The sequence below is a fragment of the Bacillus sp. OK048 genome (genome assembly GCF_900103525.1).
Taxonomy (GTDB): Bacteria; Bacillota; Bacilli; order Bacillales; family Cytobacillaceae; genus Neobacillus.
Genome location: NZ_FNHN01000001.1, coordinates 450201 through 467838, shown reverse-complemented (window position 1 = coordinate 467838; position 17638 = coordinate 450201). Strand labels below are relative to the sequence as shown.

General features: G+C 38.0%; 14 protein-coding genes. All 14 read left to right on the top strand.

The genetic code is table 11. The annotated features are described in order from the left end of the window. The first annotated feature begins 151 nt into the window (after window positions 1-151). The 14 genes from asd to BLR86_RS02160 all read left to right on the top strand — a co-directional run bounded on the left by asd (window position 152) and on the right by BLR86_RS02160 (window position 17595). Window positions 152-1210: an aspartate-semialdehyde dehydrogenase gene (gene asd / locus BLR86_RS02225; RefSeq protein WP_090758003.1), complete on the top strand. Its 1059-nt coding sequence runs from the start codon at window positions 152-154 to the stop codon at window positions 1208-1210. 32 nt (window positions 1211-1242) lie between these two features. Next, window positions 1243-2487, top strand: a complete 1245-nt coding sequence (gene dapG, locus BLR86_RS02220; protein WP_090758002.1) for an aspartate kinase — start codon at window positions 1243-1245, stop codon at window positions 2485-2487. Between the two features lie 80 nt (window positions 2488-2567). Then, window positions 2568-3434: a 4-hydroxy-tetrahydrodipicolinate synthase gene (gene dapA, locus BLR86_RS02215; protein ID WP_090758001.1), complete on the top strand. Its 867-nt coding sequence runs from the start codon at window positions 2568-2570 to the stop codon at window positions 3432-3434. A 220-nt stretch (window positions 3435-3654) separates the two neighbouring features. Then, window positions 3655-5322 (top strand): ribonuclease J, encoded by a 1668-nt coding sequence (locus BLR86_RS02210; RefSeq protein ID WP_254782203.1) that lies wholly within the window; start codon window positions 3655-3657, stop codon window positions 5320-5322. A gap of 129 nt (window positions 5323-5451) precedes the next feature. Next, a complete protein-coding gene (locus tag BLR86_RS02205) occupies window positions 5452-6204 on the top strand; it encodes a ClpP family protease (protein ID WP_090757999.1) in 753 nt (250 codons plus the stop codon). Continuing rightward, entirely contained in the window at window positions 6201-6440 is a 240-nt protein-coding gene (locus BLR86_RS02200) for a YlzJ-like family protein (protein WP_090757998.1), read from the top strand. Before BLR86_RS02205 ends, BLR86_RS02200 begins: the two co-directional genes overlap by 4 nt. Window positions 6441-6593: 153 nt before the next feature. After that, window positions 6594-8945 (top strand): FtsK/SpoIIIE family DNA translocase, encoded by a 2352-nt coding sequence (locus BLR86_RS02195; protein ID WP_090757997.1) that lies wholly within the window; start codon window positions 6594-6596, stop codon window positions 8943-8945. Window positions 8946-9192: 247 nt separating this feature from the next. Then, window positions 9193-9918 (top strand): GntR family transcriptional regulator, encoded by a 726-nt coding sequence (locus BLR86_RS02190; protein WP_090757996.1) that lies wholly within the window; start codon window positions 9193-9195, stop codon window positions 9916-9918. A 114-nt stretch (window positions 9919-10032) separates the two neighbouring features. Further along, complete coding sequence (locus BLR86_RS02185; RefSeq protein WP_090758249.1) at window positions 10033-11106, top strand: BMP family lipoprotein; 1074 nt, start codon at window positions 10033-10035, stop codon at window positions 11104-11106. A gap of 167 nt (window positions 11107-11273) precedes the next feature. Further along, complete coding sequence (locus tag BLR86_RS02180; RefSeq protein WP_090757995.1) at window positions 11274-12797, top strand: ABC transporter ATP-binding protein; 1524 nt, start codon at window positions 11274-11276, stop codon at window positions 12795-12797. Beyond that, window positions 12794-13873 (top strand): ABC transporter permease, encoded by a 1080-nt coding sequence (locus BLR86_RS02175; RefSeq protein WP_090757994.1) that lies wholly within the window; start codon window positions 12794-12796, stop codon window positions 13871-13873. Before BLR86_RS02180 ends, BLR86_RS02175 begins: the two co-directional genes overlap by 4 nt. Before the next feature lies 1 nt (window position 13874). After that, window positions 13875-14828, top strand: coding sequence for an ABC transporter permease (locus tag BLR86_RS02170; protein ID WP_090757993.1), 954 nt, complete (start codon window positions 13875-13877; stop codon window positions 14826-14828). A 197-nt stretch (window positions 14829-15025) separates the two neighbouring features. Continuing rightward, a complete protein-coding gene (locus BLR86_RS02165; RefSeq protein WP_090757992.1) occupies window positions 15026-16306 on the top strand; it encodes an EF-P 5-aminopentanol modification-associated protein YfmF in 1281 nt (426 codons plus the stop codon). Further along, window positions 16306-17595: an EF-P 5-aminopentanol modification-associated protein YfmH gene (locus BLR86_RS02160; RefSeq protein WP_090757991.1), complete on the top strand. Its 1290-nt coding sequence runs from the start codon at window positions 16306-16308 to the stop codon at window positions 17593-17595. The genes BLR86_RS02165 and BLR86_RS02160 overlap by 1 nt, the downstream gene beginning before the upstream one ends. Window positions 17596-17638 lie beyond the last annotated feature (43 nt).

Genomic DNA, 17638 nt, shown 5'->3' with positions numbered 1-17638 from the left:
GAATATGTTAATATATTTATAATTCGATCATCAGTGAGACCAATGATTACCTCACTGATGAGAATTTATATTAACCTTTTCTGATTCTTTTTACATTGAAACAGAATGGATCAATAAATCATAGATGGAAGTTTGAAAGGGGCATTAGAAAATGAGTAAAACAAGTGGTTACCATATTGCTGTAGTAGGAGCAACTGGAGCGGTTGGCCAACAAATAATCCAAACGTTAGTAAAAGAAAAATTCCCAATTAGACAATTGACCCTGCTTTCTTCTGCACGTTCAGCAGGTAAGAAAGTTACAATTGATGGTGTTGAGCATACTATCCAGGAAGCTAAGCCGGAAAGTTTTGCGGGCGTCGATATTGCATTATTCTCAGCTGGAGGCAATATTTCGAAAGAGCTTGCGCCAGAAGCAGTGAAGCATGGTGCCATTGTAGTGGACAACACAAGTGCTTTTAGAATGGATCAGGATATTCCATTAGTTGTCCCAGAGGTAAATGAACATGACTTGCACAACCATAATGGAATAATCGCGAATCCTAATTGCTCCACTATCCAAATGGTAGTAGCTTTAGAACCTATTCGACAAAAGTTTGGACTGAAAAAAGTTATTGTTTCAACCTATCAAGCTGTTTCTGGTGCTGGAGCTGTCGCAATTGAGGAATTACAGAACCAGACGAAAGCAATTCTTGATGGTGAGGCAGTAGAACCGAAAATTTTACCTGTTAAAGGTGATGAGAACCACTACCAAATTGCTTTTAATGCTATACCACAAATTGATAAATTTACAGAAAACGGCTATACCTTTGAAGAAATGAAAATGATAAATGAAACAAAAAAAATTATGCATTTGCCAGAACTCTCTGTAGCGGCCACTTGTGTTCGATTACCAGTAGCAGTGGGTCACTCTGAATCTGTTTATTTTGAAATCGAAGCAGGTAACATCACTGCAAATGAAATAAAAGAATTGTTGAAAACTGCACCAGGGGTAGTTTTACAAGATGATCCAGAGAATCAAGTATATCCAATGCCTGCAAATTGCGTTGGAAGTAATGATGTGTTTGTAGGTAGAATTCGTAACGACCTTAACGAGAGTCGTGGTTTCCATATGTGGGTTGTTTCCGATAATTTACTCAAGGGCGCTGCCTGGAATTCAGTTCAAATTGCAGAGAGCTTAATTAAGCTAGGTTTAATTACAGAAAAAAACTAAAGGTCTGATTAAAAAGGCAGGTTATTATGTCTATGAAAATAATAGTTCAAAAATATGGGGGGACATCTGTCAGGGATGAAGCCAGCAGGCAGCATGCTAAGAAACATATTGAAAAAGCAATAGCAGATGGGTATAAGGTTGTAGTAGTAGTATCTGCGATGGGAAGAAAAGGGGACAGCTACGCAACAGATACATTACTTTCTTTAATTGGAGGTAATCAAAGTAAGGTTACGAAACGTGAACATGACCTGCTTTTATCTTGTGGAGAGATCATTTCTAGTGTTGTTTTTGCAAACATGCTCAAAGAAAATGGTATTAATGCATCTGCTTTGACAGGGGCTCAGGCGGGATTTCGGACGAATAACGATCATTCCCAAGCTAAGATTGTAGAAATGAAATGTGACCGATTGTTACGAGAATTAGAATATAATGATGTAGTCGTTGTTGCTGGATTTCAAGGTGTTGCAAAGAACGGTGACATCACAACAATTGGACGAGGTGGCAGTGATACATCTGCGGCTGCATTAGGGGCTGCTTTACAAGCAGAATGGATAGATATTTTTACCGACGTAGAAGGAATCATGACAGCAGATCCGAGGATTGCAGAAAATGCCAGGCAGCTTTCAGTAGTAACCTACACTGAGCTTTGTAACATGGCCTATCAGGGTGCGAAGGTTATTCACCCTAGAGCCGTCGAAATCGCGATGCAGGCAAAGGTTCCTATCCGAATTCGTTCCACGTATTCCGATAATCTAGGTACACTAGTTACCTCAATATCAAAAGGATCCCGGGGCAGTGATATTAAAGAACGAACGGTTACCGGAATCGCACATGTTTCCAATGTAACGCAAATTAAGGTTTTTGCAAAAAAAGATCAATACAATTTGCAAGCAGAAGTATTTAAAGCAATGGCAAACGAAAAAATTAGTGTAGACTTCATCAACATATCACCTAATGGCGTTGTATATACCGTGACGGATGAAATGACTGACAGGGCCATTAAGGTCTTAACAGAAATCAGACATGAACCTGTAGTAGAACGTCATTGTGCTAAAGTATCTGTTGTGGGAGCCGGAATTGCAGGAGTGCCAGGTGTTACTTCAAGGATTGTTACGGCTCTTTCGGAAAATGGAATTCGCATCCTCCAATCTGCTGATAGCCATACTACAATTTGGGTACTTGTGAAGCAAGACGACTTGGTAAAATCAGTGAATGCATTGCATGACGCCTTTCACCTTGAAGTAGAAACAATGGAAACAAAGCTTACGGATTTCTAATATCTTAATGGTAGGAATGGCAGTTGAACCGCAAGCTGCCATTATTCAACTTGATTTTCGTAATTGAGAGGAGCAGTAAAATGGTACATTTTGGCCGGGTTTCAACTGCCATGGTTACACCTTTTGATAAGAAAGGACATATTGATTTTCCTAAGACCACTCAATTGGTAAATTATCTAATCGATCATGGTACGGAATCACTTGTAGTAGCGGGGACAACCGGTGAATCGCCGACTTTGTCAAAAGAAGAAAAATTGGCATTATTTGATTATGTTGTTAAAGTAGTGGGAAAGAGAATACCTGTCATCGCGGGCACCGGCAGTAATAATACCTATGCTTCGGTAGAACTGACTAAAAAAGCGGAACAGCTTGGTGTGGATGGGATTATGCTTGTGGGTCCTTATTATAATAAACCGAATCAAGAAGGTTTATATCAGCACTTTAAAACGATTGCCCAAGCTACGTCGCTGCCTGTAATGGTTTATAATATTCCTGGAAGATCTGCTGTAAATATACATCCTGATACAATCATTAGGTTGTCAAAAATTCCGAATATTGTTGCTGTGAAAGAGGCAAGTGGTGACCTAAATGCCATGGCTCACATTATTGCGAATACCGATAGTAACTTTGACCTCTACAGTGGCGATGATAGTATGACTGTTCCAGTTCTTTCTATCGGTGGGTCAGGGGTTGTATCTGTTGCTTCACATGTGATTGGGAAAGAAATGAAAGAGATGGTATATGCCTATTTAGAAGGTAATCCTACAAGAGCAGCTAAGCTGCACCAACAGCTTCTACCACTGATGCAAGGACTATTTGCAGCCCCAAGTCCTGCACCTATTAAAACAGCACTCCAAGTCAAAGGGCTTGACGTAGGGTCAGTAAGACTACCGCTTGTTCCACTAAATGAACAAGAACGGTCCACTCTAATAAAATTATTATTATAATTAAAGGTGCCAATCGAGTTCCATTGATTGGCATTTTTAGTTTGGTCCAAGTTACGTGATTATGTTGATACTATATCCTCCTTTTGGAAAATGGTTGTAAAGGTTTTCAACTATCAAGTATAATAGTCATAACTGATTTCGATCGGGCAATAATGAAATGTCGAAGACCTCTAGTGAATCGGTGCTTGAGCTAGACAATCAACATAGGAGGAAACGGAAATTGATTAGTAGAACAAATAGTTCCATAAAAATCATCACACTTGGTGGTGTTGGAGAAATCGGAAAAAATATGTATCTTGTTGAAGTGGACAAAGATATATTCATCATCGATGCCGGGTTAATGTTCCCCGAGGATGAAATGCTTGGCATTGATATCGTTATTCCTGACATCACCTATTTAACAGACAACAAAGAAAGAGTTAAGGCAGTTTTCCTGACGCATGGTCATGAAGATCATATCGGCGCTCTTTCTTATCTTCTTCGCCAAATGGATGTACCTGTATATGGAACAAGACTTACCTTAGCTCTTACAAATGCAAAGCTAAAGGAACAGGAATATTACGGGAACACCAATTTTATTGAAGTATCATCCGACACAATTATTCAAATGGACGCTGTTGAAGTAAGCTTTTTTCGAACAAATCACAGTATTCCAGATTCAGTAGGTGTATGTATCCATACATCAGAAGGTATCATCGTTTATACAGGAGATTTTAAATTTGATCAGGCAGCCACAAAGCTGTATAAGCCAGAAATAGGGAAAATGGCGGCAATTGGAGATAAAGGTGTACTGTGTTTACTATCTGACAGTACAGAAGCCGAAAAACCTGGTTACACTATTTCAGAGGCAACTGTTGAACGAGAACTATCAACCGCAATATATAATTCAAAAGGAAGAATGATTGCAGCTTGCTTTGCGTCTGATATTAACAGAATTCAACATATATTTAACGCAGCAAGGGATAACGGCCGTAAAGTTGCAGTAGTGGGTAAAAGCCTTGAAAGAATTTATCATATCGCTTTAGATTTAGGCTACTTAGAAGTGGAAGAAGAACTAATCGTCCCAGTAAGTGAGATCAATAACTATGAAGATAGAGAAATCCTGGTTTTAATGACGGGAAGTCAAGGGGAGCCGATTGAAGGGCTTCAAAAAATGGCAAAGCAATCTAGTAAATATGTAAATATCCAACCAGGAGATACAGTATTAATCGCCGCGTCACCACTTAGGGGTAGTGAATTATTAATTTCTAGAACAGTGGATATGCTGTTTAGAGCCGGAGCGAATGTTATTTCCGGAAAAAGAACGGTTCATGTTTCCAGTCACGGCAGTCAAGAAGAATTAAAGTTTATGATCAACTTAATGAAACCACAGTACATTATTCCAGTCCATGGTGAATATCGAATGTTAAAAGCGCACCGGAAATTAGCGCTTGATTGTGGAATAAAAGATGAAAATATTATTATTGCTGATCGTGGAGATGTAGTTGAATATAAAGATGGCAAGTTAGGTATCTCGGGTAAGGTTCCGTCAGGTAATGTTTTAATAGATGGTATCGGTGTTGGTGACGTGGGGAATATCGTTTTACGAGATAGAAGACTATTGTCGCAGGATGGAATCCTAATTGTTGTGGTTACCTTAACACGACAAGATAAGAGAATAGCTGCTGGTCCAGAAATTATCTCGCGCGGTTTCGTCTATGTTCGTGAATCGGAAAAACTAATGGATGAATCAACAAAATTAGTGCATGATATTGTGCAAAGGAACATCTCAAAGGAATCTTTTGAATGGTCAAGCCTAAAGCAGGACGTTAGAGATGGATTAAACCGGTTTTTGTTTGATAAAACAAAGAGAAGACCAATGATCCTTCCCATTATTATGGAAGTATAAATTACAAGAAACAGGCATTGGGACAATCCAATGCCTGTTTTTAATTCGATTCCATAATTGTAACTATCTAAGAATGAAATTAACTCATAGGTCAATACTAACGTTATCATGCGTGAAGGGAGACTTAAGATGAATAAGGATATACAAAAAGGTGAAACGGGAAATCAAGAAGGGCAAGAACCATCAAAAGAGGATAAGCCTTCGTCTTTAATGGAAAAAATTCAGCAGCTCGGTCAAACAAATGTGCCACAACTCTCCACCGATTCAAAAATTCATTGCTTGACGATAATCGGACAAATTGAGGGACATTTAGCACTGCCTCCACAAAATAAAACTACTAAATATGAACATTTGATTCCACAGTTAGTGGCAATCGAACAAAATCCAAAAATAGAAGGAGTTTTAATCATTTTAAATACGGTTGGAGGAGATGTCGAGGCTGGACTAGCCATTTCCGAAATGTTGGCTACACTTTCAAAACCAACTGTTTCAATTGTTTTAGGCGGCGGACATTCCATTGGAGTTCCAATTGCTGTTTCATGTGATCACTCCTTTATTGCTGAAACTGCAACCATGACCATTCATCCTATTCGATTAACAGGTCTAGTAATTGGTGTACCAGCAACCTTTGAATATTTAGACAAGATGCAGGATCGAGTGGTCAATTTTGTAACGAAGCACTCGAATATTTCTGAAGAGAAATTTAAAGATTTAATGTTTGCGAAAGGAAATCTTACCCGTGACATCGGAACAAACGTAGTGGGTCCTGATGCAGTAGAATATGGATTAATTGATGAAGTAGGCGGACTCGGTCAAGCTATGAAGAAACTCAACCAATTAATAGATCAGTCAAAAGTGGAAAATGAGGGGCTGATTCAATGATCCTTTATACAACGATGCCTCAGGAATTTATTTTTCCGGCAGAAGCAGAATCCTTTACTAAACAACAAACGGTAACCTACCAGGGAGTATCATTAATAGTGGAACAAATGGATCCACAAAATGTGCAAGTAGTACGTATTTTAAGCACTGACCCACAGCATTATCTTGACGAGCGGATATGTCCAGGTGCTAAAATATCTTGTGCAAGCATTCAAGGATTGTCCGCAAACTTTTAAGATATTATGGTATAATCAGGTTACGAAGCTTAAGCAGCCATTAAGGCTGCTTTATTCCTTTTGTGGGTATTTTTGCTATAGCATTATATCAATGATTGATATAGCAAAAGGATGATAATGCTAGTACTAGACTTTTATAGATAGGTGATTTTTATGGCTAAAAGAAAGAGAAGATCAGCAAAGAAAAGAGATAATCATTTAAAAGAAACGCTTAAATATGAACTATCCGCGCTAGTTTTATTAGCATTGTCAATTATAACGATAGCAAAATTAGGAGCGGTGGGTGAAGCATTAGTATTATTTTTCCGATTTTGGATGGGTGAATGGTACATGCTAAGCTTGATAGGATTAGTAATTTTGAGTGTGTATTTAATGTGGAAACGAACCATGCCTTTTTTCTTTCATATTAAATTAACTGGTACATACTTTATTGTTTCAGCCATTCTCCTCTTAAGCCATGTAACTTTATTTCATTTACTAACAAAGGATGGCAATTTTAATAACCCTAGTGTTATCAGCAACACATGGGAAATTTTCATGATGGAAGTTAAAGGAGAAACGAGCACAATCGACCTTGGCGGAGGAATAATAGGTGCAGTACTTTTTGCGATGTTTCATTATTTATTTGCTGAAACTGGTACGAAGATTATTGCCTTTATCTTTATTTTGATAGGGTTTATTTTATTGACAGGTAAATCATTTGGGGAATTTATTGCAAAAGTAGGTATTACCATCGCTGATTTTTCAAAAGGACAATGGAGCGCTTTTCAATTAGATATGGAAGAATGGAAACAGAAAAAACAAGAACGGCGTGAAGAAAAAAGAGTCCAGCAACAGCGCGAACGTGAAAACCGTGCAGCTTCTATACATCATCCCGAAATTATTACACCATTACAGAATCAACAGGATGAAATCGTGACACCCGAACCACTTATCTCAAGTTTTGCTGACCGTGCTTATCAAGAAGAGGAGCCGCCGAAAGCAAGACGAAGGAAAGACGATTCAAAAAATAAAACAAATGAACCAAAAATGGAAGAAGAAGAACCCACTCCACCGATTACTTTTACAGAGGTAGAAAATGTGGCTTATGAGTTACCGCCTTTAAGACTTCTGAAGCTTCCAAAAAAAACAGACCAGAGTGGAGAATACGAATTAATTCATGCCAATGCTGCTAAACTAGAACGGACGTTTCAAAGCTTTGGCGTCAAGGCTCGTGTGACCCAAGTACATCTAGGGCCAGCTGTAACCAAGTATGAGGTTCATCCAGATGTTGGGGTGAAGGTTAGTAAAATTGTTAGTTTAAGTGATGACTTAGCATTAGCACTTGCTGCTAAAGATATTCGAATTGAAGCGCCAATCCCAGGAAAGTCCGCCATTGGGATCGAAGTACCAAATTCTGAGGTTGCTATAGTTTCCTTAAGAGAGGTACTAGAAGCGACCCAAAATAATAAGCCAGAGGCAAAACTTTTGATTGGTCTTGGCAGGGATATAACTGGTGAGGCAGTACTAGCTGAATTAAATAAAATGCCCCATCTGCTAGTAGCTGGAGCAACAGGAAGCGGTAAAAGTGTATGTATTAATGGGATTATTACCAGTATTTTAATGCGGGCAAAGCCGCATGAAGTAAAATTAATGATGATTGACCCGAAAATGGTTGAGTTGAATGTCTATAATGGAGTACCTCATTTATTAGCACCTGTAGTAACAGAACCTAAAAAGGCATCGCAAGCATTGAAAAAGGTCGTAAGTGAAATGGAAAGACGTTATGATTTGTTTTCACACACTGGTACTCGCAACATTGAAGGATATAATGATCATATTAGAAGGCATAATATCGAAGAAAATGACAAGCAGCCACTTTTACCATATATAGTAGTAATCGTAGATGAGCTTGCGGATCTAATGATGGTAGCCTCTTCTGATGTAGAGGATTCGATTACTAGACTAGCACAAATGGCCCGAGCAGCAGGGATTCACTTAATTATTGCCACCCAGCGCCCATCCGTTGATGTAATAACGGGTGTAATCAAAGCCAATATTCCTTCTAGAATTGCTTTTGCAGTTTCAAGTGCGACGGATTCAAGAACAATTTTGGATATGGGTGGGGCAGAGAAACTGCTTGGCAGAGGAGATATGCTATTTTTACCAGCTGGTGCCTCTAAACCGGTTCGTGTACAAGGTGCATTTTTATCAGATGATGAAGTTGAGGATACGGTTAATTTTGTAATTGGTCAGCAAAAAGCACAGTACCAAGAAGAGATGATTCCAGATGATACACCAGAATCAATGAGCGAGGTTGATGATGATTTATATGCAGATGCAGTAGACCTCGTAATTGAAATGCAAACCGCATCGGTTTCAATGCTGCAGCGGCGTTTTCGAATTGGATACACTAGAGCGGCGCGTTTAATTGACGAAATGGAGGCACGTGGAATTGTTGGTGCCTACGAAGGAAGTAAACCTAGAACAGTACTGCAATCCAAGCCCAACGAAGAGGTAAACTAAAGGAAAAGAGTCGACAGGCTCTTTTTTTATGATTAATTCTAAATATCGAAGACAAGTATATATTATAACAGATATAAAAATTAAAATGCCAAAACATGGTAGAGAAATTTTTGCAAGTCTGCTTTTTTCGACAAAATTTTGAATTTCTATTTCCTTATCACTAAAAAAATGTTATATTATTTTCGATTAGTAGGAATGATTATACATCAGATGTCTGATGACTTAGGAAAAAGCTGGAGGTACCTGCATGTCTATTAAGCTAGATAACCGACCTTTATACCTACAAGTTATTGATCGGTTAAAGCAAGATATTGAACAAGGAGTCTATAAAGAAAAAGAAAAATTACCCTCTGAATTCGATCTTGCAAAACAACTTGGAGTAAGCAGAGCAACACTTCGAGAAGCATTGCGTATTCTTGAAGAGGACAATGTTATCATTCGTCGACATGGTGTTGGCACGTTTGTTAACGCAAAACCGCTGTTTACCACAGGGATTGAACAACTTAATAGCGTTACTGACATGATATTTCAAGCAGGTATGAAACCAGGCACCATCTTTTTAAGTTCGTCAACAATTGGAGCAACGGAAGAGGATAGTCGTCGTTTCTCATGTTCTGTAAATGAGGAAATTGTAATCATGGAACGGGTTAGAACTGCAAACGGGGAACCAGTTGTATACTGCATCGACAAAGTACCTGAAAAAATCTTGCCAGAAACTTTTTCACATGGAGAGGAATCAATCTTCTCGATTCTGGAAGAAGAGGCAAACCGTAAAATTACATACGCGATTGCACAAATTGAACCCATTGGTTACCATGAAAAGATTTCCCCCATTCTAGAATGTGAACCAGAAACTGCTTTGCTTGTTTTAAAGCAAATGCATTTCGATGAAATGGATGAGCCTGTCCTGTTTTCGGTAAACTATTTTAAGGCAGATAAATTTAGTTTTCGAGTCCTGAGAAAAAGATTCTAATTTTTTTTATAGTTTTTGAAAACGCAAACACGCTGTTACTTAAATATCCTACTTAATCAAACAAAAAAATATAGGGGGTCAATTGCCTTGAAAAAAAGTAAATTTGGCTTGGCTATGTCATTGATATTGGCAGCAGGCACGATACTTGGTGCTTGTGGTGGCGGTGACAAGGATAATGGTAGTAAGGATAACGGTAAAAAAGCAGTTAAAATTGGTATGGTTACTGATGCTGGTACAATTGATGATAAATCATTTAACCAAGGTACTTGGGAAGGTATTAAACAAGCTGAAAAAGATTTAGGGATTCAATCAAAATATCTTAAGCCAGCTGGTACTACAGAGGCAGAATACCTGAAGGAAATGGGCAATTTATATGATGCCGGATACAAGTTTATCGTATTACCTGGATTCAAATTCGAAACTGCGGTATTCCACGCACAAGATAAATATAAAGATGCAAAATTCATCATTCTTGATGGAAACCCACATTCTGGTGACTTCAAACCAGTTGTTAAAGAAAACACTGTAGCAGTTTTCTTTGCTGAACATGAATCAGGCTTCTTAGCAGGTGTAGCTGCTGCTCTTGAAGTAAAAGAAGGCGATGCAGGCTTTATCGGTGGTATGGAAATTCCAGCTGTTCAAAAGTTTAACTGGGGCTTCCAACAAGGTGTTAAATACGCTAATGACAACTTAGGTACAAAATTAAACATCAAAGCTGAGAACGTAGTTTACCAAGGTTCCTTTGATAACGTAGCTGCTGGTGGACAAATTGCTGCACAAATGTATGACCGTGGAGTAGATGTTATCTTCGCTGCTGCAGGTGGTGTTGGTGTAGGTGCTATCAATGAATCAAAAACTCGTAAGAAAGCTGGAGACAATATTTGGATCGTTGGTGTTGACTCAGACCAATATGCGGATGGAATTTATGAGGGTGAAAAATCCGCTATCTTAACTTCAGCAATGAAAAAATTGGATGTTGTAACATTTGACTTGATCAAACAAGAGTTAGATGGAACTTTCCCTGGCGGCAAAACATTAACGTATGATGCTAAAAACGACGGTATTGGACTGCCAGAAAAAAATCCAAACTTAACTGATGATACAGTTGCTAAAGCAAAAGAGGTATATGAAAAGATTAAGTCTGGAGATATTAAAGTTTCAGATGTGCAAGGCAGCTTATTCAAGTAAAAGATTATAAAAGAGACGGCACTTTCCCGTCTCTTTTATGTACGTTATGTGGCAATAGTGGTTTAATAGATAGCGTTTGGTAAAAAAACTTTTCAAAATCCTTGTTGCAATAGGGGACTCCCTATTTTCAAAGAATTTCGAGTCTAAATAAAAAGGTGAGTGCTACTATGAGTTATGTGGTTGAAATGCTCAATATAAGGAAAGAGTTTCCTGGTATTGTAGCAAATGATAATATTACCCTAACATTAAAAAAAGGGGAGATACATGCCCTATTAGGTGAAAACGGTGCCGGTAAATCAACATTAATGGGCGTATTGTTCGGTATGTACCAACCTGAACAAGGGATCATTAAAATCCGGGAGAAGGAAGTGAAAATTACCAATCCTAATGTTGCCAATAATCTCGGTATTGGTATGGTTCATCAGCATTTTAAATTAGTTGAAAATTTTACAGTAACTGAAAATATTATTCTTGGCAGTGAGCCGTTAAAAGGGATAGTTTTAGATATTGATAAGGCTGCAAAAAGAATTTCTGAATTGTCTAAGCATTATGGTTTAAACGTTGATCCACATGCAAGAATTGAAGATATTTCTGTAGGAATGCAGCAAAGAGTAGAAATAATGAAAATGCTTTATCGTGAAGCCGAGGTTCTTATTTTTGATGAACCAACTGCGGTTTTAACCCCAAATGAAATAGAAGAACTAATGAAAATCATGCGAAACCTTATTAATGAAGGAAAATCGATTATTATTATTACACATAAATTAAAGGAAATTAAAGCCGTAGCAGATCGTTGTACTGTTATTCGACGTGGAAAAGGAATTGGAACGGTTAACGTAAAGGAAACAAGCGAAGCACAAATGGCAGAAATGATGGTTGGCCGTGAAGTTAACTTTAAAGTGGATAAGAAAGCTAGTACACCTGGTGATGTTGTACTTCAAATAGATTCTGTTTCAGTTAAGAACAACAGGAAAGTAATGGGACTTAAGAATTTCTCTATTGAAGTTAGAAAAGGAGAAATAGTCGGTATTGCTGGAGTAGAAGGTAACGGTCAATCAGAGCTTGTGGAAGCGATTACAGGTCTTCGTAAAGTGGAATCGGGAAAGATACTATTAAATGAAAAAGAAGTAACTCAAATTCCAATTCGTGAAAGAATTGAAAGTGGTATTGGCCATATTCCTGAAGACAGGCAAAAAAGAGGACTAGTTCTTGATTATACGTTAGAAAACAACATGGTTTTAGAAGTTTATAATAAAAAGCCATTCGCAAATTATGGCCTAATGAATGGCGCTGCAATTAAGAACTATGCTAAAAAAATCCTAGAAAACTTCGATGTTCGTTCAGGAGAAGGTGGGGTATCCATTGCTAGGACGCTTTCTGGCGGTAACCAGCAAAAGGCAATTATCGGGAGAGAAATGGAATTAGATCCAGATTTGCTCATTGCTGTGCAGCCTACACGTGGTTTGGATGTAGGTTCCATTGAATATATCCACAAAAGATTGATCGAGCATCGTGATAAAGGAAAAGCCGTTCTTTTAGTCTCTTTAGAGCTTGATGAGATTCTGCAGCTATCAGACCGAATTGCCATTGTTAACAATGGAGAACTCATTGGAACAGTTAATGCTTCTGAAACGAATGAAAATGAGGTAGGGCTGATGATGGCTGGAGTGAATAAGGAGAGAAGCGTATGAGAAACACCATCGTATCATTAATTTCAATTGTTTTAGGTCTAATAGCAGGGGGCTTGTTAATGCTCTTTATAGGGGCAAACCCTATTGAAGGTTACACTTATTTATTCCAAGGCGCATTAAGGAATATCTCACGGCTAGGTGATACATTAGCAACTGCAACACCTTTAGTTTTTACTGGACTTGCTGTAGCTTTTGCTTTTCGTACTGGTCTATTCAATATCGGTGTAGCAGGACAAATGCTGATTGGTGGCCTTGCTGCCACTGCAGTTGGTTTAACGTTTGATTTTTCAAGACCGATTTTAATTCTTTTAATGGTACTTGCTGGTATTATTGGAGGAGGACTTTGGGCATTTATTCCAGGTTTATTAAAAGCTAGATTTAATGTGCATGAGGTAGTAGCAACGATTATGATGAACTGGATTGCTTATTGGACCGTTTATTATATCGTTCCAGGTTATTTTAAAGGTGAATTCTTAGAAACGGAATCACGAAAGCTTGCAGAAGGAAATACGCTAAGAACACCTTGGTTAACTGAAATGTTTCAGGGTTCGTATATAAACTTAGGTCTCTTCTTTGCGGTAATTACAGTAATTATTGTGGCATTTATCATTAATAAGACAACCTTGGGATTTGAATTAAAAGCTGTTGGTTTTAATCGCCATGCAGCAGAATATGCAGGTATGAAAGTTAATCGCAATATTATCTTATCTATGCTAATTTCAGGTGCCCTCGCAGGTCTTGGAGGGGTAGCTTTATACACGGGGAATGCTTCCAGCATGCAAATCGGTATTTTACCTTCACAGGGCTTTGACGGAATTGCAGTAGCATTACTTGGTGCAAATTCTCCAGTAGGGGTATTCTTTGCAGCCATTTTATTTGGTATTCTCTATTCAGGCACTGGCTTTATGAATGCGATGATTGAGATTCCACCTGAACTTGCCAATACAATAATCGCAATTATAATCTATTTTGCTGCAACAAGCGTATTGATTCACCGTTTATTAAATAAATTCCGTAAGACTCGTTCAAATGCAAATGATGTAGATGGACCTGTTGGCAAGAAGGGAGAAGCTTAAGATGTGGACCATAATTGAACAAATATTCCCTTACGCAATTGTTTTTACTATTCCACTCCTTATTACTGCATTGGGCGGTCTTTTCAGTGAACGAAGTGGTATCGTCAATATCGGATTAGAAGGATTAATGATTGTAGGAGCATTTGCAAGTGCGCTGACAGTTAACTTTTTGCAGGACAAAATGCCAAATGGATCAATGGTTCTATGGATTGGTGTATTAGTAGCGGTGGTAGTTGGGATTTTATTTTCCCTCTTACATGCTTTTGCAAGTATTAATTTAAGTGCTGACCAAGTTATCAGTGGTGTAGCCATTAACATGATTGCAGCGGCATTAACCGTATTTTTAGCTAGAAATATTACTGGGAGCGGTAATATTCGAATTACCAGCGGTTTCACTCCATTTGATGTGCCAATATTATCTCAGATTCCAATAATCGGAGATTTATTGTTTACAAAAACGTATGCGACAACTTGGTTTATTTTATTAGTTCTAATTGTTAGTGCATTCATTCTAAATAAAACAAAATTTGGCTTGCGTTTAAAATCTTGTGGTGAGTTTCCACAGGCTGCTCAAGCAGCAGGGATTAATGTAGTAAGAATTCGATATATCGGTGTGATGCTATCTGGTGCTCTATCAGGATTAGGCGGAGCAATCATTATTCTAACCTACGCAGGTGAATTTACTGGTTCCGTTTCAGGTCTAGGATTCTTGGCATTGGCTTCCTTAATTTTTGGACAATGGAGACCACTCGGAATCTTAGCAGCGACATTATTCTTCGGATTTGCTAGCACTATTGCTAACGTATCACAGGTTATCCCTGAATTGGCAGTTATTCCGCCAATCATTTTAAAAATTTTCCCATACGTGGTAACATTAATTGCTTTAGTTATCTTTTCTAAATCTTCACAAGCACCTAAAGCAGCTGGTGAACCATTCGATCCAGGTAAACGATAATGATGGCATAAACAGGCTGGCTAATTAGTCAGCCTGTTTTATTTTGTTTTAAATCCAGTGGTTTTAGCTTGTAAAAACCAAGTCTGGCAAATTATAGTAAGAATAAGGGATTATTACAATGGAAATGATGTAAAATAACTGGATGAATGTGTACATATATAATAAGTAAGATTTTGAAATCTAAAGGAGGTCTTTTAATGGATTCAACTGCCGAAAAAATTACCAAAATGCAGGGTTACAAGCTCCACGTCATTGAAACAAATAAATACAAAACAAATACATTTGTATGGAAAATGAAGGCACCCCTAACAAAAGAAAATGTAACCAAAAGAGCCCTGCTTCCGCAAGTTCTGCAAAGCAGTTCCGCAAAGTACCCGACGACAACAGCTTTAAGGTCTTATTTAGATGAATTATATGGAGCTACGCTGTATATTGATTTAGCCAAAAAAGGTGAGTACCATATTATCAGCTTTACACTTGAAATCGCCAATGAAAAATTTCTAAGTGACCCAACCCCTTTGTTAAAAAAAGGATTCGAATTACTTGCGGAGGTTTTAGCAAAACCTAATCTATCTGGCAGTGCATTTCATCAAGAGACAGTGAACAAAGAAAAACGAACGCTGAAGCAAAGAATTCAATCGGTATATGATGATAAAATGCGTTATTCAAATGTCCGACTACTTCAGGAAATGTGTAAAGGAGAACCCTACGCACTGCAAGTGAATGGTGAAGCAGAGGATGTCGAAGCGATTACGCCAGAAAATTTATACGAATATTATCAAAAGGCATTTTTGGAAGATGAAATGGATCTTTATGTGGTTGGGGATGTAAAGGAAGCTGAGGTGAAAAGCCTCGCAAATGAACTGCTCACTTTTGACAACCGTACAGCGAAAAAACGTGAGTCAATCGAGGTAGAGAAAAAGGATCAGGTTCAGGAAATAAAAGAAGAGCAGGATGTTAAGCAAGGGAAATTAAATATTGGATATCGTACGAATATAGTCTATGGGGACAAGGATTATTTTGCTCTTCAATTGTTCAATGGTATTTTTGGTGGTTTTTCACATTCAAAACTGTTTATTAATGTCCGTGAAAAGGCAAGCTTAGCCTACTATGTCTCAAGCAGGCTTGAAAGTCATAAAGGGTTAATGATGGTAATGTCAGGAATAGACCTAAAGAACTATGAACAGGCAGTGGGGATCATTCGCGATCAATTGGAAGCCATGAAAAAAGGTGACTTTTCTGATCAGGAATTAGTTCAAACGAAAGCAGTAATTCGAAATCAGATTCTGGAAACCATTGATACTTCTCGAGGATTAACAGAAATTCTCTATCATAATGTAGTTGCGGGTAAGGATATAAGACTAGAGCAGTGGATTACTGATATGGAAAAAACCACAAGAGAAGAAATTACAGCTGTGGCCAATAAAATTGAACTTGATACTATCTACTTCTTAACGGGAACGGAGGCGGTAAAGTAATGGAAAAAATAAATTTTGACCAACTTCAAGAAGAGCTGTACCACGAAAAGTTACCCAATGGTTTAAATGTCTATATTTTACCAAAAAAGGGCTTCAACAAGACCTTTGCAACGTTTACGACTAAATATGGTTCAATGGATAACAATTTTGTACCCTTGGGAAAAGAAGAATATGTGAAGGTTCCAGATGGAATTGCTCATTTTCTTGAGCATAAACTTTTTGAAAAAGAGGATGGAGATGTCTTTCAACAATTTAGCAGGCAGGGGGCATCAGCAAATGCCTTTACCTCCTTTACCCGTACAGCCTACTTGTTTTCCAGTACTTCTGATGTTGAGAAAAACCTTGAAACGTTAGTTGATTTTGTTCAGGACCCTTATTTTTCTGAAAAAACGGTTGAAAAGGAAAAAGGGATTATTGGTCAAGAAATAACCATGTATGATGATAACCCGGATTGGCGCCTCTATTTCGGGATGATTCAGAATCTTTATCAAAATCACCCAGTAAAAATAGATATTGCCGGCACAATCGAATCGATTTCCCATATCACGAAAGATTTATTATACGAGTGTTATAATACCTTCTATCACCCAAGCAACATGCTGTTGTTTATTGTAGGACCTGTCGATCCTACAAAATTTATGGATCAAGTCAGAGAAAACCAAGCGAAAAAGGTATACAAAGACATGCCGGAGATTAAGCGTAAGTTTGAGGATGAACCAGCACGTGCAGCAGAAAAGAAGCAGGTTTTGAGAATGAATGTGCAAACGGGTAAATGTTTAATCGGAGTGAAAGCACTTCATGTTGATCAAACGGGTCCAGATTTATTAAAGAATGAACTGACCATGAATGTATTATTGGATATACTATTTGGCAAGAGCTCTGAAAATTATACTCAACTTTATAATGACGGTCTGATTGATGAAACCTTCTCATATGACTATACACAAGAACAGGGTTTTGGATTTGCGATGATCGGCGGCGATACAGAAAACCCTGATAAACTTGCAGACCAGCTGAAAGATATGCTATTTCATGCAAAAAACGGAACTTCTTTTACAGAAGAGCAATTGGGTCGAGCAAAGAAAAAGAAAATTGGTTCTTTTTTACGGGCAATTAATTCACCAGAGTATATTGCAAATCAATTCACAAGATATTCCTTTAATGACATGAATTTATTCGATGTCGTTCCTACACTAGAGAAAATTACCTTAAATGATGTTAAGACATTAGCATCAGAAGTGATTTCAGAAGAACGATTCTCAGTTTGCCAAGTAATACCCAAAAAATAGTGCGGAAGCGTCGCTAGGCGGCGCTTTTCTTTTCGTTTAAAAT